This window comes from Lentzea rhizosphaerae (assembly GCF_042649515.1).
GTDB lineage: Bacteria > Actinomycetota > Actinomycetes > Mycobacteriales > Pseudonocardiaceae > Lentzea > Lentzea aerocolonigenes.
In genome coordinates this window covers 261,696-282,856 of record NZ_JBHRZI010000029.1, presented here as the reverse complement: position 1 = coordinate 282,856, position 21,161 = coordinate 261,696, and the positions used below count along the sequence as shown (strand labels likewise).

Sequence of the window (21,161 nt, the reverse complement as noted above, 5' to 3'; positions counted from 1 at the left end):
AAAGAGAGCACTGCCATGTTGCACGGCCTTCCCGTGGACCGCGACGTCACCCCGTTCGACCCGCCCAGCAAGATCACCGCGGTGCGCGAGACCCGTCCGGTCAGCCCGATGCTCTTCCCCGACGGCCACGAGGGCTGGCTCGTCACCGGTTACGAAGCGGTCCGGCAGGCGTTGGCGGACACCAGGTTCAGTTCACGTCAGGACCTCGGGATCATCCACGTGCCGTTCTCGACGCCCGGCATGCCGGAGCAGACCGAGCCGTCGCCGGTGACACCGGGACTTTTCATCACGATGGACCCGCCGGACCACACCCGGTTGCGGCGCAAGCTGACCGGCGCGTTCACCGTCAAGCGGATGAAGGCGCTGGAAGAGGGAATCATCGAGATCACCGAACGGCAGCTGGACGAGCTCGCGAAGCTCACGCCGCCGGTCGACCTCGTCCAGGAGTTCGCGCTTCCGGTGCCGTCGCTGGTGATCTGCGAGATGCTCGGCGTGCCGTACGCGGACCGCGAGACGTTCCAGCGCAACACCGCCAAGTTCATGGAACGGGAGGTGAACCTGGAGGACAAGATGGCCGCGTACATGGCGATGCACACGTTCCTGTACGAACTCGTGACCGCCAAGCGCGCCGAACCGGCTGACGACCTTCTGTCCGACCTGGCCCGTGACGAGGACCTCAGCCTCGAGGAACTCACCGGCATGGCGTTCCTGCTGCTGCTCGCCGGGCACGAGACGACGGCGAACATGCTGGCGCTGGGCACGTTCGCGTTGCTGGAGCACCCGGAGCAGCTGGCCGCACTGCACGCGAACCCGGAGCTGATTCCCGACGCCGTCGAGGAACTGCTGCGCTACCTGGCGGTCGCCGACGTGTTCTACCGCTACGCCGCCGAGGACATCGAGTTCTTCGGGGAGACGATCCGCGAGGGCTCGACGGTCCTCCTTTCGCTGCTGGCGGGCAACCACGACCCGGAGCGCTACGAGCACCCCGACAGCCTCGACGTGCACCGCAACGCCCGCGGCCACCTGTCGTTCGGGCACGGCGTTCACCAGTGTCTCGGCCAGCAGCTGGCCCGCATCGAGATGCGGGCCGGCTTCGAGGGGTTGCTGCGTCGGTTCCCGACGTTGCAGCTGGCCGTTCCCGCTGGTGACGTGAAGCTCAGGACCGACATGAACATCTACGGCGTGCACGCCCTGCCGGTCACCTGGGCGTAGCGGCTCAGACGGTGAAGCCACCGTCGACGTTGATGCTGGCGCCGGTGACGTACGCACCGGCGTTCCCCGCCAACGCCGCCACGACCGCCGCGATCTCCTCCGGTTCGCCGTACCGCCCCAGCGCGGTCAGCCCGCGAATCGTCTCCGCCATTGGCCCGTCCGCCGGGTTCATGTCCGTGTCCGTCGGACCGGGGTTCACGATGTTCGCCGTGATGCCCAGCGGACCCAGCTCGCGCGCCAGGCCCTTCGTCATCCCGATCAGGGCGGTCTTGCTGGCCGAGTAGAGCGCGAAGCCGGGAAACGGCGCGTAGACCGCGACGTTGCTGCCGATGCTGATGATCCGCCCGCCTTCCCGCATGTGCCGCGCCGCCGCTCGTGCCGCCAGATACGGCGCCCGGACGTTCACCGCCATCGTGTGGTCGAACTCCTCCCTGCCGAGCTCCTCCAGCGGCCCCACCTGGAACGTTCCGGCGTTGTTCACGAGCACGTCGAGCCGGCCGAACTCGGCCGCGGCCTCGTCGACCGGAGCCACCACGGCGTCCGGGTCGGCGCTGTCCGCCTGAATCGCCAAGACGTCTTCGGGTTTCGTGTTCTGGTACGTGACCGCGACCCGCGCGCCCAGTGCGGCGAGCTTCGCGGCCACCGCGGCTCCGATGCCGCGGCTGCCGCCGGTGACCAGAGCCGCTTTTCCTTCGAGTGATCCCATGCCGATCAGCCTGGTCGAACCCCGCGCGGAGTTCTGGCGGGAATCAGACGGCGGCTTTGCGCAACGGCGCCGACACCTCGTGCAGGTGCTCCAGCACGTACCCGTAGGAGCGGAACAACCCGCACTGCGCATAGGAAATCCCGCGCTCGGTGCAGAACCTTCTCACGATCACCTGCGCGTGCCGCAGATGCGGCCGGGGCATGCTCGGGAACAGGTGGTGCTCGATCTGGTAGTTCAGCCCGCCGAGCAGCAGGTCCACGAACCAGCCGCCGCGGATGTTGCGCGACGTCAGCACCTGCTTGCGCAGGAAGTCGAGCGAGTGCCCAGCCGACAGCACCGGCATGCCCTTGTGGTTGGGGGCGAAGGAACAGCCCATGTAGAAGCCCCACAACCCCTGGTGCACCACCACGAAAGCAATGGCTTGAACGGGGGAGAGGACCCAGAACACCGCAGCGAGGTACACCACGACGTTCGCGATCATCAGGTACCGCTCACGCCCCGAGTGCCTGATCGAGTGCGAGTGCAGCGCGAAGCCTTCGAGGAACAGCAGCGGGAAGAACAACACCGCCTGGTGCGAGGCGATCCACCGCAGCGGGCCGCGCTTGGCCTCGCCCTGCCGCTGGGTGAACGCGAGCACGGAGATGTCGACGTCCGGATCCTCGTCCTCGTGGTTCGGGTTGGCGTGGTGCCGGTTGTGCTTTGCGACCCACCAGCCGTAGCTGACCCCGGTCAGCCCGCTGTGCACGTACCCGGCGATCTCGTTCCACCGCTTCGAGGCGAAGATCTGCTTGTGCCCGGCGTCGTGCCCGATGAACGCCAGCTGGGTCGTCATCACCGCCAGTGCGGCGGCGACCACCAGCTGCCACCACGAGTCGCCGAGCAGCGCGAACGCCGCCCACACCGCCGCGTAGAGCGCCAGGTTCACGCCGATCCTGGTGAAGTAGTGACCGCGCCGCCGGTCGAGCAGGCGGGCCTGCTTGATCAAAGCGGCCAACTCGGCGAAGTCGCTCGCCTGCCGGAGTGCCATTCGCGCAGTATGCCCCCTCGGCGCGACGAGCCCGTGCACAGGCGATGAAGGCACCACGAACCGCACGGGTCCCTCCGACGCCGACACGATGGAGTGATCATGATCAACTTGCCCGGCGCGCCGCTCGCACCCGCCCGCGCCGTTGTTGTCCAGTTCTGCCCCACAGCTCGATCCGCAGAGAGGACCAGCAGTGGTGGTCGACCACACCACCGTGCTCATCGTGGGCGCGGGGCCGGCAGGACTCGTGTTAGGCAACCTGCTGCGTGCAGGGGGGATCGGCACCGTCATCGTCGAACGGGCGAGCCGGGAGCAGGTGCAGACCAGGGCCAGGGCCGGGTTCCTGGGCCCGAACAGCACCAGGGTGCTGACCGAGCACGGGCTCGGTGCCGGATTACTCCACAAAGGACATTCGCATGGCGTGTGCGCGTTCCGTGGTGAGGACGGCGAGTTCGAGCTGGACTACGGCGAGCTCGGCACCGGCGAGGTGCACACCGTGTACCCGCAGCAGGACCTCGTCACGGACCTGATCGCCGAGTACCTCGACCGGGGCGGCGACATCCGGTTCGGCGTCACCGTCACGGACGTCGACCCGCGCACCGCGACGATCCGGTGCCGCGACGAGCGGGGCGAGTCCGTTGTCAGCGGCCGGTTCCTCGCAGGCTGCGACGGCGGCAACGGGGTGACCCGCGCGGCGCTCGCGGCCCGGCGGTACCCGCAGGACCACGGCATCAGCTGGCTGGCCCTGCTGGTGGAGGCGCCGCAGAGCATGACGGCGGTCACCTACGGCATCCACGACGACGGGTTCGCGGGCCACATGGCGCGCAGTCCCGAGGTGACGCGGTACTACCTCCAGGTTCCTCCCGGCGGCGACGCGGAGGACTGGACGGACGAGCGGATCTGGTCCGCACTCGACACCCGGCTGCGCACCGACGAGTTCGGGCAGCTCAAGCAGGGACCGATCCTCGAACGGCGGATCGTGCGGCTGCGTTCCGAGGTCGCCGACCCGATCCAGCACGACAGGATGTTCCTCGTCGGTGACGCGGCCGGTCTGATCAGCCCGTCCGCCGCCAAGGGTGCCAACCTGGCGATCATGGAGGCCGAGGTGCTCGCCTCCGCCCTGATCTCCGCCCTGCACGACGACGAACGGCCGTTGGCCGCGTACTCGCGCACCTGCCTGCCTCGCATCTGGCGGGCACAGGAGTTCTCGCGCTGGATGATCGACCTCCTGCACGGCCAGGACGACGACTTCCACCGCGGCCTGCGCCGCGCCCGCCTCGACAGCCTGCGTGACTCCCGCGCCCACCAGAACTTCTTCGCCGAGCAGTACGTCGGCATCTGAGCCACAGGAACCACGACCATGATCTCGACCCGCACACCCGTCCTCGCCGCGGCCGACCTCGACCGCCTCACCGCGACGATGGAGCTGATCAGGGCGCACGACACCCACTCCGTCCTCGCCGGCGCGGTGCCGTCTCTGGACACCGAACAGCGGGCCGCCGTGACGCGGCACGCCACGCTCGACCACGCCGCGTTGCTGATCTTCCCGGAAACCCTTGCGGGGCTTGCGGACGAGCTCGCGCGGCACGGCATCGAGGTCGGCACGATGACGCCCAGCGTCGTCGTCCGCGAACGGCTGAGCAGCAGGTACTCCGTGCCCGTCGCCGAGCTGAACGTCGGCATCCTGCGCGCGCCCGTCTCCGATCGCAACGGCTGGCCGTGCGAGCTGGAGATCTTCGTGATGGTGACGCCACCGGAGCTCGCGCACATCGCGGAGGACGAACGCCGCCACGAGCGGGAGAACCACGTCGCACTGGCCGTGCGGCGACCGGACCCGGTGCTGCTGCGCGGGTTGCGCACGATGATCTCCGGCGTCATGCGGCCCGACGGCGGCGGCTACAACGGCTACGAGAACAGCACCGTCCTCTACTTCCGCGACGCGCACTGCTCCGATCCCGCCTTCCGCCGGCTGGAGCTCGTCTCCGCGGGCCGTTTCCCGCAGCTGCAGGCGACGCACCAGCGCGAGTCGTGCGCCGGCACCGAACTGCTGCGCCTGCTCACCGGAGCGTGGGCCACGCAGGCCATCGCGACCGCCGCCGAACTGCACCTGCTCGACCACCTGGCGTCGGTCCACGACCTGCCCGCGCTCGCCGCCGCCACCGGCACCGAACCGCAGAGCCTGGCCCGGTTGCTGCGCTACCTCGCCTCGCTCGGCGTCGTCCACCTCTCCGGTGACCGCCACGGCCTGACCGACCTGGGCGAGCTGCTGCGTTCGGACCTCGCGGGCTCGATGCGTCCGCTGGCACTGATGTACGGAGGCCCGTTCTACCGGTCGTTCGCCGAGCTCACCGAGTCCGTCCGAAGTGGACAGGAGTCCTACGCGAAGGCGTTCGGCGCCCACCACTTCGCCCACATGGCAACGGATCCGGCACTGGCGGAGCTCTTCCACGGCTCCATGGCCGCGAGCAACGCCATGTTCACCGGCGTCACCAAGGTCGTCGACTTCTCCGGCGCCCGCACCGTGGTCGACGTGGCGGGAGGCAACGGCGAGCTGCTGTCCCGAGTCCTGCACGCCCATCCAGCACTGCACGGCGTCCTGCTGGACCTCCCGAACGCCCTGGCCGCCGCTCGCCCACGCCTCGCCGACCTGGCGGACCGCGTCACGCTGGTCCCCGGCGACTTCACCCGCGAGGTTCCGGACGCCGGCGACATCTACCTGCTGTCACGCGTGCTGCACGACTGGGACGACGACCAGTGCCGCACCATCCTGGCCACGTGCGCGCGGAACATGCCCGCACACGCCGAACTGCTGGTGATCGAGCGCCTGCTGCCGGAGACGGGCGACCCGGGCTCCCTCGCCATCCCGTGGGACATCCACATGCTGTGCAACACCGGCGGACGTGAGCGCACCGAGTCCGACTACCGCGCGCTGCTGGCCGAGACGGGCTTCGAGCTGGTCGAGACGCACTCGCTGCCGCTGGACGCCCACGTGATGCGCGCCCGGCGCCGCTGACGCGTGACCCGTTCTGCCCGGTCTCACCGGGCAGAACGGGCGCTGGGGAAAGTCGTTGGATCACGTGGTGAGTCCCGACCTACGGTGACGCCGTGAGCGATCAACCTGCAACGCCGATCCAGGCCTTCGAACCGCCGTACTACGCGGTGGTCTTCACGACGGTGCGCACCCAGAACCAGAGCGGGTACAGCGAGACCAACGACCGGATGGAAGAGCTCGTGAAGGACGTCCCGGGCTACCTGGGGATGGACCACGCGCAGACCCCGGGCGGGCTGGGCATCACCGTCGGGTACTTCCGCGACGCCGACGCCCTCAGGCAGTGGCGGACCAACGCCGAACACCGCGCGGCCCAGCAGCGGGGGCGGGACGACTGGTACGAGAGCTACACGCTGCACGTGGCGAAGGTGGAGCGGAGCCACGGGTTCACCCGTCCGACCGCATGAGGACCGCGCCGAACGCGGCCCAGAGCAGGTTGCCAGCATCGTCACGCACCTGACGGCGAGCGCCGCGGTCGTCACGCTCACGGGAACGCCAGAGCCCCACGGCGATCAGGACCTCGGGGAGCGTAAACGGCAGGAAGGTGACGGCCCCGACGACTCCGCCGACGAGGATTGCCGCGGCGGCCGCACGAGCCATCAGGCACCTCCTGAGGGCGCAATGCTGGCACACCGCAACGGTCCGGGTGAACGGAGCGATACACCCATGAGGGGGAAAGCAGACCTGCGGAGGTACCCCGATGCACGCGACCAGACGGCTCACCGCAGCCGCCGCAGCAGTCCCTCTGGTTCTCTTCGGCACGGCGGCCCAGGCCGCGCCCTTCGCCGCCGGCGCCGACGTGCTGGTCAGCGGCCCGTCGGCGCTGACGGCCTGCCCGTTCGGCGCCTCGGCCGACTTCGCCGCCGCCTACGACAACACCGAGGTCGAACCTCAGGTGGCGGTCAACCCCGTCAACCCGGACGAGATGATCGGTGCGACCCAGCAGGACCGCTGGCCGGACGGTGGCGCGCGCGGCCTGTCGTCGTGGATCACCCACGACGGCGGCACGTCGTGGAGCAAGCTGCCGGACGTGCCGTGGAGCGCCTGCCAGGGCGGCCCGACGCGGTTCGGCCGCGTCACCGACCCGTGGGTGAGCTACGACAAGGCCGGCAACGCCTACTTCATCGGCCAGCCGATCGACTCGGCCGCGCTCGGCCTGTCCGCGATCTCGGTCACCAGCCTCGACCGGACCACCGGGACCTGGCGGCCGCCGACGATCATCCAGGAGGACTCCGGCGACCGTTTCGTCTTCAACGACAAGGTTTCCGTCACCGGTGACCCGACCCGCGCCGGGTACGCGTACGCGACGTGGATCCGCGGCAGCTATCCCAACGACGGCAAGCAGCACCCGATCGCGGACCTGCACTCGTTCGCCTACCGCGGCAAGCCGATGTTCTCCCGCACCACCGACGGCGGACTGACGTGGTCCACCCCGGTGCCGATGCGCGACTCGAACGCCTACTTCCAGGGCAACCAGATCGCGGTGGGCCCGGACGGCACGCTGTACGACGTCGCGGCGAACCTGTTCACCGGCGCGGGCCTGAACGACAACGGCGTCTACATGAGCGTCATGACCTCCCGTGACGCCGGGCTGCACTGGTCGGCCCCGGTGAAGATCGCGCCGATCGGGTTCGCCCAGCTGTTCGTGCCGGACGACGGTTTCCCGATCCGCGCGGAGGACTACCTGCCCGACATCGCGGTCGACATGACCAGCGGCGCGGTCTACGTGGTCTGGGCCGACAGCCTCGGCACGGCGCTGAACAAGGTCGTGCTGGTGAAGTCCACCGACGGCGGACGGCACTGGAGCGGCCCCACCGTGGTCGCCACCGGCGGGCCGGGCGTGCAGTCGTACAACCACGCGATCGACGTGTCGGACACCGGCATGGTCACCCTGACCTACTGGGACGACCGCAACAACGTGCTCGGTGACGGCATCGCCACCACCGACATGTGGGTGCGCCACTCGCACGACGGCACGCTCAGCTGGGAGCCCGAACAGCACCTGCACGGGCCGTTCGACCACTACCTGGCACCGGTCTCGTACTTCGCGCCCGGAGATCCCCGAGGCCTGTTCCTCGGGGACTACATGGGCCTCGAAACGATCTCGGGCGACGACACCATCGCCTTCTTCACGTCCACCATCGCCGACGGAGCCGACGTTCACGCTGTGCGGTTGAACCACAGCTGACGGCTCACGCTCGCCGCCGGCGACGCCACACCACGACGACGAGAACCGCGACACCCACGAGCGCCACCGCGACGGCCATCCTCCAGGCCGGCGCGGTGCCGCTCGGCGCGGGTCCCGAGTCCGCCGCCCCGATCTCGAACGTCGTCGTGGCCATGTGCCCGACGGTCGGCACGTAAAGACTCGGCAGGACCTCACAGGTGATGTTCTGGGCGGCGAACGCGTGCTGAACCTCCACGTGCGCGGACATTTCCGACTGCTCGTCGGCGTGCACGCGGCCCTTCGTGCGCACCGTGACCTTCTGGCCGTCCACCACCACCTCCTGAGCCTCCTTGTCGAGGTCGTGGTCGCCGAACGCCCTCACGACCTTCAGCCCGTCCGGGAACGTGAGGGTCGCCGCCCGGATGTCGGGCACGTTGCCGCCGACGGCGTAGTCGCACCGCACGATCAGCAGGTCACCGACGCGGACACCGTCGTAGTCGATCTTGTCGATCGTGATCACGCCCGCGTTGGCGCCCATGCCGCGCGGCTCCTGGAACCCCGAGTCGTAGCCGGTGATGACGGAGCCGGGAACCTTGATGTCGAAGATCCGGGTCTGGCCGGTCATCACGTCGAACTTCGACCCCGACTCGAAGGACTCGTCGGTGAGCTTGGTGAAGATCCACGCCGTCCCGTCGACGCGCGCCCGGTCCTCGGACTGCAGCCGGTTCGGGCCCGCCGGCAGGTCGTGCAGGCAGTAGGTGCCGTCCGCCGCCGACGTCGTGCTGTGGTCCGGGTCATCGACCACCGAGATCCGGTGTCCGGCGATGCGGATCTCCCGTTCGCTGATCTGGAGGTCGAAGTCGCTGTCCAGCCACACCGTGCCGCACACCTCGGCACCGCGAACGCCGAACTCGACGGCACCACCGTCCGACTCGACCGTGGTCGGTGTGGTCGTGACGAACTTCGTCTCCTCGTGGCTGACGGTCCACCGGCCAGCGCGGGGCAACCGGTACGTGCCGTCCGCCGCCGTGCGCACCACGGACTCCTGTCCCGACTCGTCCCGGAGCGCGACCTCCGCGTTGCGGTAGCCGGGCTCGCCCTCGTCGCGGACTCCGTTGGTGTTGCGGTCCCAGAAGACGGTGACGAGCGCGCCCTCCTCGGCGTGCGCGAACGGCGTGCAGGTGATCACGATCAACACGGCCAGCAGCAGTGCTCTCACTTGACGGCCCTCCTTCGCCACGCCACGAAAGCCACGACCAGGACAGCCGCGACGATGAAGGCGGCCAGCAGGTTCCACCGCCGTCCGTCCGGCCCGGGATCCGCTGGCAGCGCGCGGATCAGGACCCGGTAGTTGTCGTTGCCCGAGTTCGCATCCCTGGACAGGCCGAACGCCGACTCACCCGTCCACAGCGAGACCTCGCTGTGGACGAACGGCTTCTCGACCACCGCGATCGCGACGATCCGCTCCTCCTGACCCGGCGGCCGCCGGTCTGGGAACCTGGCGCGAACGGCCCGGTTGTAGTCCACCTCGCCCGGCGTGCCCTCGTTCTCGACGATCCGCATGCCCTCCGGCAGATGCAGGGTTCCCGCATAGCTGTCGTAGGCGGGCCCGGTGACCCGGTACCGGCCGACGATCTTGACCCGCTCGCCGACCCGCAGGTCGCGCGGAACGGTCGAGCCGTCGGGGTTCACGACGGTGATGTCCAGCGCCTGGGCATCCCTGCCCTCGGTCGTCACGAACGCCGTGTCGAACCCGGTGATCTCCGCGGCCGGGTCCTCGACGGACAGCACCTTCGACTTGCCGTCCCGCACGTCGAACTTCGAAGTCTGCCTCTCGTCGGGGTTCTCCGACCGCCAGTCCGCGACGCCCCACGTGGTCTGGTCGATGCCGAGGCGGTCACCGGACTGCACCTGGAAGTCCCCCGTGGGCACGTCGAGGAAGCAGTACGACCCGTCGTCGCCCGTGGCCACTTCGACCGTCGTGCCGACGACGCCCGCGTAGTCCCGGAACATCCGCTGGCCGCCGATCCGCGGTTCGCCGTCCTGGCGCTCACCGTCGGCGTTCTCGTCGAGCCAGGCCGTGCCGCAGATCGAGGCGCCGTACACCCCGATCACGTGCTTCCCCCTGCCTGCCTCGGCCGGATCGACCACCGCGCTCGCGGCCGTGGTGACTCCGAACCGCTCGTCGTCGAACGTCACCGTCCACCGGCCGGGCTCCAGCGTCGCCTTCCCCTGCCCGTTGGTCTGCAGCCGGTAGGCGAGGTTGGCCGGCTTGGAGACCTGGAACGACGCCATGCCGTACGGCGGTTCGTCGACCTGCCGCACTCCGTCGCGGTTGCGGTCCCAGAAGATCTCGACCTCGGCGCCGTCCTGCGCCGCCGCACTGCCCGTCCACGCCCCGCTCGCGACGGTGGCGACGAGGACACCGATCACCAGTCTGCGCACAGCTTCCACCCCCAGAGCAACTCGTCGTGCTGCACGGGAAGTGGCCGGACCCGAGGAAACGTTGCGTGCGAGATCGGGGCCGTCCGATGGACAGCCCCGGCCATGCTTAGCCGCACGAAGTATCGTCTGGGACACGCTCGTGCGGACGGAGTTGGAATGGGTGAGGACCGGAGCTCGTCGATCCGCCTGCGCGTTCTCGACGTCGTCACGGACGCGGCGCTCAGGGAGCTCGACCTGGACAAGCTCCTGGAGGTGCTGCTGGAGCGCGTCCGCGAGCTGTTCGCGGTCGACACCGCCACCGTCCTGCTGGTGGACCGCAGCGGCGGGCAGCTGGTGGCCAGGGCGACCTCGGGGCTGGAGGAAGAGGTCTTCCAGGGCGTGCGCGTGCCGGCCGGCAAGGGCTTCGCGGGCCGCGTCGCCCAGCTCAGGGAACCGGTTCAGATCGAACGGGTCGACGAGTCCACTGTGGTCAACCCGCTGCTGTGGGAGCACGGGCTGCGGGTGTTGCTCGGCCTGCCGATGATCGTCGAGGACGTGCTGATCGGAGTCGTCCACGTCGGTGGCACCACGTCACGCCGCTTCACCGACGAGGAGATCGAGGCCCTGCAGCTCGTGGCCGACCGCCTCGCGGTCGCCGTGTACGCGGACCGGATGCGCGTCGAACGCGCCGCCGCGACCCTGCTGCAGGAAAGCCTGCTGCCGACAAGCCTGCCGAGCGCCGAGGGCTGGGAGCTCGCCGCCCGTTACGTCGCGGGAGCGGAAATCGGCGTCGGCGGCGACTGGTACGACGTGTTCGGGCTGCCCGGCGAGCGCATCGGCGTGGTGATCGGCGATGTCGTCGGCAGCGGACTGAAGGCCGCAGTCGTCATGGGACGGTTGAGGAGCGCGTTGCGCGCCTACGCCTTGGACCACTCCGATCCTGCGGAGGTCCTGGACAAGCTGGACAGGAAAGCCGCCCACTTCGAGACCGACACCATGGCCACCGTCGCCTACGCGATCATCGACCCGGCCACCCACCGCATGAGCCTCGCCGTTGCGGGACACCTGCCGCCGGTCATTGCGGTGCCAGGCGACGAGGCCAGGTTCGCCGCCGTCCACGTCGGTCCGCCCATCGGTTTCAACCTCGGCATCGCCCGCCGCACCACCGCGTTCGACGTACCGCCGGGCACGCTGATCGTCCTGTACACGGACGGCCTGGTGGAACGCCGGGGAGAGGACCTCGACGTCGGCCTGGAACGGCTGCGCGAGGTCGTCGCCCCGACGGAGCCCGAGGCGGCGTGCATCCGCATCATGGCCACGATGGTCGGCGACCAACCGGCGACCGACGACATCGCGTTGGTGGCGATCCGGCACAGCGACTGACCGCCTGCCGCACCAGCTGACCCGCCCAAGACGACCCTTGACGGGCTCCCAGGCCTGCCCGCATACTCGCTTAACCTCAAGTTAATCGATTAAACACATCGGAGACGAACGGAGGGTGCCGCGATGGTTCGTGTCCGGATGGCCGACGTGGCAGCACGCGCCGGCGTCTCCACGGCGACGGTGTCGATGGTCCTCAACGGGGTCAACTCGACGCGCATCTCGCCGCAGACCCAGCAACGCGTGCGAGAGGCGGCCGAGGCGGTCGGCTACAAGCCGAACTCGGTGGCCCGCAGTCTGCGGACGCAGCAGACCCGCATGGTCGGCCTGATCTCGGACACCATCGCCACCACACCGTTCGCCGGGCGCATGCTGGCCGGCGCCAACGACGTGGCACGCGAGCAGGGTCATCTGGTCGTCCTCGTCGACACCGAACGCGACGCGGCGGCCGAGCGGCAGGCCCTGAACGCTCTGAACGGGCAACGGGTCGACGCCATCATCTACGCGTGCATGTGGCACCGCGTGGTCGAGGTGCCCGAGGGCCTGCCCGAGGACGCTGTGCTGCTCGACTGCGTCGCCGCCGCGGGTGGTCGTGCCGCGGTCGTGCCGGACGAGCGTGCCGGTGGCGTGGTCGCGGTGCGGGAGCTGGTGGCCGCCGGGCATCGCCGGATCGCTTTTCTGGACGCGGAGGAACGGTTCGACCTCGTCGCTTCCCGGCTGCGGTTCGAGGGATATCTCGAGGTGCTCGCGGAAGCGGGGATCGAGCCGGACCCCGGCCTGCACGTGCGCGCCGAACCGGTGGCAGGCGGTGGACGTGAAGCCGCACAACGGTTGTTGACCCTGCCGGCCGAACGACGGCCCACCGCGATGTTCTGCTTCAACGACCGCATGGCGATGGGTGCCTACACGGCGGCGCTCCATTGTGGACTTTCCGTTCCCCGTGACCTGTCCGTCGTCGGGTACGACGACCAACAGTTGGTCGCGGCCGAGCTCGACCCTCCGCTGACGACGGTCGCGTTGCCGCACTACGAAATGGGCCGCTGGGCGATGGAGGTGGCTCTCGGGCTGCGCCAGGCCGACCCGGAAGTCCCGCACCTCATGCCGTGCCCGATCGTTCGACGGGCCTCGGTGAGCCCGCCGCCGGCGCAGTTCAGCGACTGACCGGCGGCGGATCCGCACTGCAATCCACACATGGCAGTTGGCGCTGCCACTGAGCACGGAGGCGACGGCCGGTCGCGCTCCGGGAAAGAGACTGCACGGTGAAGCGCAAGTCCCTCTCGATGTTAGCAGCGGGTCTGTCCGCGGCGCTCGTGCTCAGCGGCTGCGGCCGTGCGAGCGACACCGGTGACTCCGGCGAGATCACCATGTGGACCCACTCGGCGGGCAACCCCGGCGAGCTGGCGGTGTACCAGCAGATCATCGCCGACTTCAACGCGTCCCAGAGCAGGTACAAGATCGTCCAGCAGAACTTCCCGCAGGGTTCCTACAACGAGGCGATCACCGCGGCTGCGACCGCCCGCAAACTGCCGTGCCTGCTGGACGTGGACGGCCCGGTGATGCCCAACTGGGCCTGGGCCGGCTACCTGCAGCCGCTGGGGCTGCCGGACGACCTGCTGGACTCGCTGCTGCCCACGACCGTCGGCCGGTACAAGGACACCGTCTACTCCGCGGGCTACTGGGAGGCCGCACTGTCGATCTTCGCCAGGAAGTCGGTGCTGGAGAAGAACAACGTCAGGATCCCGACGGTCGAGAAGCCGTGGACGCTCGACGAGTTCGACGCGGCCGTCGCCAAGCTGAAGGCGAGCGGCTACCAGACACCACTCGACCTGGGTGCCGCGGACAAGGGCGAGTGGTGGTCGTACGCGTACTCGCCGATGCTGCAGAGCGCCGGCGGTGACCTGATCAACCGTGGCACGATGAAGAACGCCGACGGCGCGCTGAACGGCCCGGACGCGGTGAAGTTCTTCACGTGGTTCCAGCAGGCCTTCAAGAACGGCTGGGCGGACAACGCGGGCCCGGTCGGCAACCAGCGGTTCATCGACGACAAGGTGGCCCTGAGCTACACCGGTGTGTGGAACGCCAAGGACGCACTCGCAGCCGTGGGCGACGACCTGCTGATCCTGCCGCCGGTGGACTTCGGCAAGGGTCCGAAGATCGGGGGCGGCTCCTGGCAGTGGGGCATCTCGGCCGGGTGCAAGAACGTCGAGGGAGCCCGCGAGTACCTGAAGTTCAGCTTCCAGGACAAGTACCTCACCGCGTTCGCCGACAGCCAGGTGGTCATCCCGAGCACGGCGGCCGCGGCCAAGGCCTCGAAGTACTTCAGCGACACCGGCTCCCTGCACCAGTTCGCGGTGCTGTCGCAGAAGTTCGCGCTCGCCCGTCCGGCCACTCCCGGCTATCCGGTGATCTCCTCGACGTTCGAGAAGGCCGCGAAGGACATCATGAGCGGCGCCGACGTGAAGCCGGTGCTCGACACCGCGGTCAAGGCGATCGACACCGACATCTCGTCGCAGAACGGCTACGGCTTCTAGCCATGACGGCGATCTCCTCGCCGGACTCCCGCGCCGTGGTCTCGAAATCTGTCCCACGGCGCGGGATCCGCGCCGATCTGCGTGCCGAACGTCGCGCGGGCTGGGCGATGGCAGCTCCCGCGGTGCTGTTGCTGCTGGCGTTCCTGATCGTGCCGGTGATCCTCGGCTTCGTCCTGTCGTTCACCAATGCCAGGCTGATCTCGCCGGAACCGACCACGTTCACCGGTCTCGACAACTTCGTGCGGGCGTTCACCGCCGATCCGACGTTCTTCCGCTCGCTGCTGAACACCTTCGCGTTCGCGGCCGTCGTCGTGCCGGTGCAGGCGGGGTTCGGGCTGCTCCTCGCGATCCTGGTGAACCAGAAGATCCGCGGCGCGGTGGCGTTCAGGGTCGTCTTCTTCATCCCGGTCGTGACCTCGATCGTCGTGGTCTCGATCCTGTGGAAGTTCATGTACCAGCCGGACGGGCTGATCAACTCGTTCATCGACACGATCACGTTCGGCGCCTGGCAGGGCACCGCGTGGCTGAACAACCCGAGCACCGCACTCACCGCGATCATCGTGCTGTCGGTCTGGCAGGCGGTCGGCTTCCACATGCTGATCTGGCTGTCCGGCCTGCAGACCATCCCCGGTGAGCTGTACGAGGCCGCGCGGATCGACGGCGCCGGTGCTTGGCGGCAGTTCCGCGACGTGACGTGGCCGTGCCTGCGACCGACCCGCGTGTTCGTGCTGATCACCATCACGATCGCCGCACTCGGGCTGTTCGTGCAGATCGACGTGATGACCCAGGGCGGCCCGGTGGACTCCACCTCGACGCTGGTCTACCACGCCATCCGCACGGGCTACCGGCAGCAGCAGATCGGCTACGGCTCGGCGCTGTCGTTGGTGTTCTTCGTGCTGGTGCTCATCGTCGCGCTGGTGCAGCGTTTCCTGACCCGAGACGAGGACTGAGCCCATGGCAGATCATGTGCGCCGCCGGCGGCTCTGGATCTACCTGGCCATGGCCGGACTCGCCGTCTTCTTCCTGTTCCCGCTGGTGTTCATGTTCGTCTCCAGTCTGAAGCCGGACGGGCAGATCCTGTCCGACGTCGGCGGCTGGCGCGCGTTCCTGCCGGTCGGTGACATCAGCCTCCACAACTACGCCGGGGTGTTCGACCGGGTTCCGGTCGGCCGGTTCCTGCTGAACTCGGTGTTCGTCACGGCCGTCGTCGTCGGCGCGGGGCTGGTGGTCAACTCGATGGCGGGGTTCGCGTTGTCCCGGTTGCGCTGGACCGGTCGCGGTGTGGTGCTGAGCGTCATCATCGCCACGCTGATCGTGCCGTTCGAGACGATCGCGGTGCCGATGGTCCACTGGGTCTCGCAGCTGCCGACGCTGGTGTTCCAGAACGGGACGGTCCTGTACGACTTCGGGTGGCTGGACTCGTACGAGGTGCAGATCATCCCGTTCGTCGCCAACGGTTTCTCGGTCTTCCTGTTCGCCCAGTACTTCTCGACCATCCCGACGGCGATCGACGAGGCCGCCCGGATCGACGGCGCGGGCTGGTTCACGATCTACCGCAAGATCGCCGTGCCGTTGTCGGGTCCGGCGTTCGCCACGGTCGCGATCCTCACGTTCCTGCCCGCCTGGAACCAGTACCTGTGGCCCAGCATGGTCGTCCAGGACGAGAACCTGCGGCCGGTCATGGTCGGCCTGCAGTACTTCTTCCAGGACACCACGGCCTGGGGCGAGATCATGGCCTACACCTCGATGATCACGCTGCCCGTGCTCGTCGTGTTCCTCGCCTTCCAACGCGCCTTCGTCAGCAGCGTCGCCGCGAGCGGCGTCAAGGGCTGACCCTTCACCTCTCGAAAGGCTTGTGGATGTTCGCGCTGCCCGATTCCTGGGTGTGGGACTTCTGGTTCGCCGACGACGGCGACACCTATCACCTGTTTTTCCTGTACGCCTCCAAGGCTTTGCACGATCCAGAGGCCCGCCACTACCGCGCGTCGATCGGTCACGCCGTGTCGGCGGACCTGGTGGACTGGAGCCGGATCGAGGACGCGCTGGTCCGCGCGGACGCCCCGGCGTTCGACGACCTGGCGACGTGGACCGGGTCGGTGGTGCGGCACCCGGACGGCACGTGGTTCCTCTTCTACACCGGTTCCACGTCCGCCCCGGACGGCAAGAACGTGCAACGGATCGGCTACGCGACATCGCAGGACCTCGTTACGTGGCAACGGAATCCGGAGAACCCGATCCTGGCCGCGGACCCCCGCTGGTACGAGACGCTGGAATCAGGCGTCTGGCACGATGAGGCCTTCCGCGACCCGTGGGTGTTCGCGGACCCGGAGGGCGACGGCTGGCACATACTCCTCACCGCCCGCTCCGGCTCCGGCGAACCGTTCGAGCGCGGTGTGGTCGGCCACGCGGTCTCCGCGGACCTGAGGAACTGGGAGCCGCGCCCACCGCTGACCGTTCCCGAGCCGCGGGGCTTCGGGCAGCTGGAGGTCACCCAGGTCGAGGTCGTGGACGGCAGACCTGTCCTGCTGTTCTCCTGCCTGGCCGAACACGCCTCACCCGACCGCAGGGCGACCGGCACGACAGGCGGAATCTGGGCTGCCCCTGCCGGCGGTCTGCTCGGCCCGTTCGACATCGCGGCGGCCGAACCCGTCACCGACGACCGCCTCTACAGCGGACGCCTGATCCGCCGCCGGTCCGACGACCAGTGGGTGCTGCTCGCGTTCCACAACCGCGGCGAACACGGCTTCGTCGGCACCATCAGCGATCCCGTGCCCGTGGCGTGGGACGGCAAACGTCTCAGTTTTCTCGGTACCTAACAGTTTCTGGAGGTCGGATGCGCTCAACGACGAGCGGACTTCGCCTGCTGCGCACGGCACTCGCCGCCGCGCTCGTGCTGGCGTCCGGAGCGGCAACTCCTGGCGCCGCCTCGGCGCAGGCTGCGGTCACCTACCGCGCGCAGTACCACTTCACCGTGCCCGATCGCTGGATGAACGACCCCCAGCGGCCGGTCTACATCAACGGGAAGTTCCACTACTACTACCTCTACAACGCGGACTACCCGACCGAGGTCGGCACGGCCTGGCGGCTGGCGACGACGACCGATGGTGTCGCGTTCGCGGACCAGGGCATCGCCGCGCCGAAGAAGACCAACGCGAACCACGACCTGTGGTCCGGTTCCGCGGTCGTGGACACCGCGAACACGGCGGGTTTCGGCGCCGGCGCGGTGATCCAGCTCGTCACGCAGATGGACCACCCGACGAACGGTTCCGGTCCGCAGGCGCAGTTCCTCTGGTACTCGATCGACGGCGGCCGGACGTTCCGCCCGCACGGCGACGCACCGGTGATCCCCAACGGCGGCCGGCGCGACTTCCGGGACCCGAAGGTGGTCTGGGACGCCGAACGCGGCCGCTGGGTCGCGGCGATCACGGAAGGGGACCGGATCGGGTTCTACACCTCGCCGGACCTCAAGTCGTGGACACGGCAGTCGGAGTTCGCGAGCACCTACGGCGTCCTCGAATGCCCTGACCTGTTCCAGATCCGCGCCGACGACGGCACCACGCACTGGGTGCTCGGCGTGAGCGCCAACGGCAGGGCAGCCGGCAAGCCGGAAACCTACGCGTACTGGACGGGTTCCTTCGACGGCACCGCGTTCACGGCGGGTTCCCCTGTCCCGCAATGGCTGGACCACGGCTTCGACTGGTACGCGGGCGTCACCTGGGAGGACCCGGCCGCACCGCTGGACCGCCGGTTCGGCCTGGCCTGGATGAACAACTGGGCGTACGCCGACACCACACCCACCAGGGCCGCCGACGGCTTCAACGGCACCGACTCGATCACCCGTGAGATCAGGCTGAAGCACTACGCCGACGGCTACTCGCTGGTGTCCCGACCGACTTCCGCTCTGGCCTCGCACGCCTCCTCCGTGACGAACCTCGGCACCATCCAGGTCAACGACGGCCTGGTTCCGTTGGCGTACAAGGGAACCTCGTACCAACTGGAAACGGACGTGAGCTGGACCCAGCTCGACAACATCGGCCTGCAGCTGCGGGTGTCGCCGGACGGAACCCGCCACGCGGACACCGGGATCTACCACGACTACAGCTACCTCAACCGGCGCCAGACCGGCCAACCCGACCCCAACGGCCCGAGGGGAGAGAGCCACGCTCCGTGGAACCCGGCGAAAACCACCGCGCACCTGCGAATCCTGGTCGACCGCACCACGATCGAGGTGTTCGTGGACGACGGCCGGTACGTGCACTCCAGCCAGGTCTTCGCCGATCCCGCCGACACCGGGATCAACCTCTACACCACCGGCGGCAGCGCGACCTTCGCCAACACGAAGATCACCGAGTTCCACGACCTGGCCCAACGCCCGGCCAGGCTGCTCTCGGGGTTCGAAGGCGCCTCCTACGACCCCGGCTGGACCACCACCGGCAGCTTCACCGGCACCGGCCCACTGCCCTGGTACCTGCCGGGCATGGTCGGCACCGCGGCCCTGGACACGTTCGCCGGCGGCGGCGACCCGGCCACCGGCACGATCACCTCACCGCCGTTCACCGTGGACCGCAACCACCTGCACTTCCTGCTCGCCGGCGGCAACCACCCGCACGGCTCGCCGGGGGAGACCTCGATCAACCTGGTCGTGAACGGCCAGGTGGTGCGAACGGCCACCGGCGACGACACCGGCGTGCTCAAACCGGTCGACTGGGACGTCAGCGATCTGCAGGGGCAGAGCGCCCGGGTGCGGGTGATCGACCAGGCCACCGGCGCGTGGGGGCACCTCATGGTCGACCAGCTGCTCTTGAGCGACTGATGTTCACCGGTTGTCGTTCACTGCCACGGCATCGACGCTGAACAAGGCCCGGCCGGTAAGAGTGAGCGTCACGGGCGCCTCGGGCGGCCGGGCACATCAACAGAGGGGGCTGCATGACATCCGAGTGGACGACACCGAGGAAGAGACGGGCCGTGGCGCTGCGCGTCGCCGCGGCGGCACTGGCGCTGGCGGCGATCACGCCCACGGCGGCCCAGGCGGCACCGGCCGAGACCGCGGGGACGCAGGCGGTGGCGATCGCAGGGCCGGTCGGCTACCACTTCACGGGCTACTACCCGAGGAAGTCCCAGTGTGAGGACCGCGGACGCGACGGCGTGGGCCGCGGTGAGTGGCTGGGCTACGTCTGCATCAACGGCAGCTGGATCCCCGGCGACGACTACGAACTCTGGGTCCGCTACTGGTGACGTCGCCAGGCGCACATCACGTCGGGCGGACATGAGGGCGGCGCGGCACTGAGTCCCGGTGCCCGCGCTGCCTTCCCTCGCTGGACGCTTGTTCCGTGGTGCCATGCGACGTGTTGATCGCGCGGATACGCGAAATGCGAAGAAGCAAATGGAGACGAATCTCTTCTGCTTCTCTGAAGTACGCCGCCACGGCCCGTTTCGGGCTCGCCGACTGTGGCGTCTGGCTGCCCTCGGCCCGGCGACGTCATCACCCGGTCAGGAAAGCATGACCGAGTCGAGCAGGTTCTTGGCGACGTCGCGCAGTTTGACGTTCTCGTGCTGCGACCGCTGCACGAGCATCGAGAAGGCTTCGTCTGGTGTGCACTTGTGCACGGCCACCAGGATGCCCTTGGCCTGATCGATGACGGCACGTGACACCAGCGCCTGCTCGAGCTGCTGGATGTGTTCGCGGGAGCGTTGCCACCGTTGGGCGCTGCTGATCGTGGTGGAGGCCGCCGTGGTGAACAGGCGCATGAGGCCTTCGTCGAACGGGTCGAAGGCTTCAGCGGTGTGGCTGTAGATGTTGAGCGAACCGACGTGTTCCGCCTGGGTACGGTCGGTGGCGGGCAGGATCACGGGTACCGACAGGTAAGCGCGAATGTTGTGTTCCGCTGCCGCGGCTTCGAACTCCGGCCACTCGTCACGGTGCTCGCCGACGACTGCGCGGACAGGCCCCAGGGCGCGGGCGGACTGCAGGCACGGGCCGCGATCGGCGCTGTACTGCTTCTCGTCGACGTCGACGAGAAGGTGGTCCGTGGCGGCCGCGGTGCGCTGCTGCCGCAGCGTCACCACGGAGACGGTCACCGCGTCGGCGTCGGGGATCGCCTTCGCCGCGGTCTCTGCCAGCCGCTGCAACGCTTCATCGAGCGGTTCCTCGCCGGTGAGCGCGTTGCGCAACACCTCCAGCGCGTCGGCGGTGTCGTCGAGGCGCTCCAGAGCGGTGGGACGATCATCGTTGAGCGACTGATCAGCTGGCGGAACCGTTCGCGCATCGTCGGCCATGCCGTGCACTCCTTCGCCGTCGGGTGGAACCCACGACGCCAGCTGCTCGACGCACGTTCAACGAATGATACGGCCGTTGCACGCCACGACGCTGAACCCGGTGATGCGGCTGGAGAAGCGCAACCGGTCCGGCCGCGGGTTGCTGGAGTGCTCAACATCCCGCGCCGGCCCCGGCCGGACCACCCGAAGGCGGGCCTACCGTGCGAACACGCGCGTGCACGGTGCTCTCCCTGTACCCGATCATTCGGCATTCATTCGCCATTTGGAGTTCCGCCCGCCACGCGGTGACGCCGAACTGCCCCGCGACGGTGGACCAGCGCCTGTACCGAACCAGAGCAACTCAGACATACCGGACATATTCTTTGGCGCGAAAAGCACGTTCGGGCCATCTA

The 21,161-nt window shown here is 68.8% G+C and carries 19 protein-coding genes; 13 read left to right on the top strand and 6 right to left on the bottom strand.

Features of this window, described 5'->3' with window-relative positions:
* The first annotated feature begins 15 nt into the window (after window positions 1-15).
* Entirely contained in the window at window positions 16-1,212 is a 1,197-nt protein-coding gene (locus tag ACFOWZ_RS33695) for a cytochrome P450 (RefSeq protein WP_382377992.1), read from the top strand.
* Between the two features lie 4 nt (window positions 1,213-1,216).
* On the opposite strand, the gene ACFOWZ_RS33690 is transcribed toward ACFOWZ_RS33695, so the two are convergent.
* On the bottom strand, window positions 1,217-1,918 hold the full coding sequence (locus ACFOWZ_RS33690; RefSeq protein ID WP_382377991.1) for an SDR family NAD(P)-dependent oxidoreductase: 702 nt from the start codon (window positions 1,916-1,918) through the stop codon (window positions 1,217-1,219).
* Between the two features lie 43 nt (window positions 1,919-1,961).
* A complete protein-coding gene (locus ACFOWZ_RS33685) occupies window positions 1,962-2,945 on the bottom strand; it encodes a fatty acid desaturase family protein (protein ID WP_382377990.1) in 984 nt (327 codons plus the stop codon).
* Window positions 2,946-3,135: 190 nt separating this feature from the next.
* On the opposite strand from ACFOWZ_RS33685, the gene ACFOWZ_RS33680 reads away from it, so the two are divergent.
* The 3 genes from ACFOWZ_RS33680 (at window position 3,136) to ACFOWZ_RS33670 (ending at window position 6,398) form a co-directional block, all read left to right on the top strand.
* Complete coding sequence (locus ACFOWZ_RS33680; protein WP_382377989.1) at window positions 3,136-4,284, top strand: 4-hydroxybenzoate 3-monooxygenase; 1,149 nt, start codon at window positions 3,136-3,138, stop codon at window positions 4,282-4,284.
* A gap of 18 nt (window positions 4,285-4,302) precedes the next feature.
* Window positions 4,303-5,955 carry a methyltransferase gene (locus tag ACFOWZ_RS33675; RefSeq protein ID WP_382377988.1) on the top strand — a complete coding sequence of 551 codons (1,653 nt, stop codon included), beginning with the start codon at window positions 4,303-4,305 and terminating at the stop codon, window positions 5,953-5,955.
* A 92-nt stretch (window positions 5,956-6,047) separates the two neighbouring features.
* A complete protein-coding gene (locus tag ACFOWZ_RS33670) occupies window positions 6,048-6,398 on the top strand; it encodes an antibiotic biosynthesis monooxygenase family protein (protein WP_382377987.1) in 351 nt (116 codons plus the stop codon).
* On the opposite strand, the gene ACFOWZ_RS33665 is transcribed toward ACFOWZ_RS33670, so the two are convergent.
* A complete protein-coding gene (locus ACFOWZ_RS33665) occupies window positions 6,379-6,591 on the bottom strand; it encodes a hypothetical protein (protein WP_382377986.1) in 213 nt (70 codons plus the stop codon). The genes ACFOWZ_RS33670 and ACFOWZ_RS33665 overlap by 20 nt on opposite strands.
* 100 nt (window positions 6,592-6,691) lie before the next feature.
* On the opposite strand from ACFOWZ_RS33665, the gene ACFOWZ_RS33660 reads away from it, so the two are divergent.
* Window positions 6,692-8,179 carry a sialidase family protein gene (locus ACFOWZ_RS33660; RefSeq protein ID WP_382377985.1) on the top strand — a complete coding sequence of 496 codons (1,488 nt, stop codon included), beginning with the start codon at window positions 6,692-6,694 and terminating at the stop codon, window positions 8,177-8,179.
* 4 nt (window positions 8,180-8,183) lie between these two features.
* Here the strand turns inward: ACFOWZ_RS33660 and ACFOWZ_RS33655 are convergent, their stop codons facing one another.
* Window positions 8,184-9,377 (bottom strand): hypothetical protein, encoded by a 1,194-nt coding sequence (locus ACFOWZ_RS33655; protein WP_382377984.1) that lies wholly within the window; start codon window positions 9,375-9,377, stop codon window positions 8,184-8,186.
* A complete protein-coding gene (locus ACFOWZ_RS33650) occupies window positions 9,374-10,603 on the bottom strand; it encodes a hypothetical protein (protein WP_382377983.1) in 1,230 nt (409 codons plus the stop codon). The genes ACFOWZ_RS33655 and ACFOWZ_RS33650 overlap by 4 nt, the downstream gene beginning before the upstream one ends.
* A 156-nt stretch (window positions 10,604-10,759) precedes the next feature.
* Between ACFOWZ_RS33650 and ACFOWZ_RS33645 the strand changes: the two genes are divergently transcribed.
* From ACFOWZ_RS33645 to ACFOWZ_RS33610, 8 genes are all read left to right on the top strand, one after another.
* Window positions 10,760-11,965 carry a PP2C family protein-serine/threonine phosphatase gene (locus ACFOWZ_RS33645; protein ID WP_382377982.1) on the top strand — a complete coding sequence of 402 codons (1,206 nt, stop codon included), beginning with the start codon at window positions 10,760-10,762 and terminating at the stop codon, window positions 11,963-11,965.
* A 123-nt stretch (window positions 11,966-12,088) separates the two neighbouring features.
* Window positions 12,089-13,123 carry a LacI family DNA-binding transcriptional regulator gene (locus tag ACFOWZ_RS33640; protein ID WP_382377981.1) on the top strand — a complete coding sequence of 345 codons (1,035 nt, stop codon included), beginning with the start codon at window positions 12,089-12,091 and terminating at the stop codon, window positions 13,121-13,123.
* 119 nt (window positions 13,124-13,242) lie between these two features.
* On the top strand, window positions 13,243-14,493 hold the full coding sequence (locus ACFOWZ_RS33635) for an ABC transporter substrate-binding protein (protein ID WP_382377980.1): 1,251 nt from the start codon (window positions 13,243-13,245) through the stop codon (window positions 14,491-14,493).
* Between the two features lie 2 nt (window positions 14,494-14,495).
* On the top strand, window positions 14,496-15,443 hold the full coding sequence (locus tag ACFOWZ_RS33630) for a carbohydrate ABC transporter permease (RefSeq protein WP_382377979.1): 948 nt from the start codon (window positions 14,496-14,498) through the stop codon (window positions 15,441-15,443).
* Window positions 15,444-15,447: 4 nt separating this feature from the next.
* The gene (locus ACFOWZ_RS33625; RefSeq protein WP_382377978.1) at window positions 15,448-16,326 is read left to right on the top strand and encodes a carbohydrate ABC transporter permease; all 879 of its coding nucleotides are present in this window, start codon (window positions 15,448-15,450) and stop codon (window positions 16,324-16,326) included.
* A gap of 26 nt (window positions 16,327-16,352) precedes the next feature.
* Window positions 16,353-17,309: a glycosyl hydrolase family 32 gene (locus tag ACFOWZ_RS33620; protein WP_382377977.1), complete on the top strand. Its 957-nt coding sequence runs from the start codon at window positions 16,353-16,355 to the stop codon at window positions 17,307-17,309.
* A 17-nt stretch (window positions 17,310-17,326) separates the two neighbouring features.
* On the top strand, window positions 17,327-19,306 hold the full coding sequence (locus tag ACFOWZ_RS33615) for a glycoside hydrolase family 32 protein (RefSeq protein WP_382377976.1): 1,980 nt from the start codon (window positions 17,327-17,329) through the stop codon (window positions 19,304-19,306).
* Window positions 19,307-19,419: 113 nt separating this feature from the next.
* Window positions 19,420-19,728, top strand: coding sequence for a hypothetical protein (locus tag ACFOWZ_RS33610; RefSeq protein ID WP_382377975.1), 309 nt, complete (start codon window positions 19,420-19,422; stop codon window positions 19,726-19,728).
* A 255-nt stretch (window positions 19,729-19,983) separates the two neighbouring features.
* On the opposite strand, the gene ACFOWZ_RS33605 is transcribed toward ACFOWZ_RS33610, so the two are convergent.
* The gene (locus ACFOWZ_RS33605) at window positions 19,984-20,769 is read right to left on the bottom strand and encodes an ANTAR domain-containing response regulator (RefSeq protein ID WP_382377974.1); all 786 of its coding nucleotides are present in this window, start codon (window positions 20,767-20,769) and stop codon (window positions 19,984-19,986) included.
* Between the last annotated feature and the right edge of the window lie 392 nt (window positions 20,770-21,161).

Bases quoted from the DNA above. Each gene is read 5' to 3' on its own strand.
- ACFOWZ_RS33685 (WP_382377990.1), bottom strand. From the start codon at position 2,945: ATGGCACTCCGGCAGGCGAGCGACTTCGCCGAGTTGGCCGCTTTGATC.
- ACFOWZ_RS33675 (WP_382377988.1), top strand. From the start codon at position 4,303: ATGATCTCGACCCGCACACCCGTCCTCGCCGCGGCCGACCTCGACCGC.
- ACFOWZ_RS33645 (WP_382377982.1), top strand. From the start codon at position 10,760: ATGGGTGAGGACCGGAGCTCGTCGATCCGCCTGCGCGTTCTCGACGTC.
- ACFOWZ_RS33610 (WP_382377975.1), top strand. From the start codon at position 19,420: ATGACATCCGAGTGGACGACACCGAGGAAGAGACGGGCCGTGGCGCTG.
- ACFOWZ_RS33630 (WP_382377979.1), top strand. From the start codon at position 14,496: ATGACGGCGATCTCCTCGCCGGACTCCCGCGCCGTGGTCTCGAAATCT.
- ACFOWZ_RS33665 (WP_382377986.1), bottom strand. From the start codon at position 6,591: ATGGCTCGTGCGGCCGCCGCGGCAATCCTCGTCGGCGGAGTCGTCGGG.
- ACFOWZ_RS33660 (WP_382377985.1), top strand. From the start codon at position 6,692: ATGCACGCGACCAGACGGCTCACCGCAGCCGCCGCAGCAGTCCCTCTG.
- ACFOWZ_RS33605 (WP_382377974.1), bottom strand. From the start codon at position 20,769: ATGGCCGACGATGCGCGAACGGTTCCGCCAGCTGATCAGTCGCTCAAC.
- ACFOWZ_RS33635 (WP_382377980.1), top strand. From the start codon at position 13,243: ATGTTAGCAGCGGGTCTGTCCGCGGCGCTCGTGCTCAGCGGCTGCGGC.
- ACFOWZ_RS33640 (WP_382377981.1), top strand. From the start codon at position 12,089: ATGGTTCGTGTCCGGATGGCCGACGTGGCAGCACGCGCCGGCGTCTCC.
- ACFOWZ_RS33695 (WP_382377992.1), top strand. From the start codon at position 16: ATGTTGCACGGCCTTCCCGTGGACCGCGACGTCACCCCGTTCGACCCG.
- ACFOWZ_RS33615 (WP_382377976.1), top strand. From the start codon at position 17,327: ATGCGCTCAACGACGAGCGGACTTCGCCTGCTGCGCACGGCACTCGCC.
- ACFOWZ_RS33625 (WP_382377978.1), top strand. From the start codon at position 15,448: ATGGCAGATCATGTGCGCCGCCGGCGGCTCTGGATCTACCTGGCCATG.
- ACFOWZ_RS33620 (WP_382377977.1), top strand. From the start codon at position 16,353: ATGTTCGCGCTGCCCGATTCCTGGGTGTGGGACTTCTGGTTCGCCGAC.
- ACFOWZ_RS33690 (WP_382377991.1), bottom strand. From the start codon at position 1,918: ATGGGATCACTCGAAGGAAAAGCGGCTCTGGTCACCGGCGGCAGCCGC.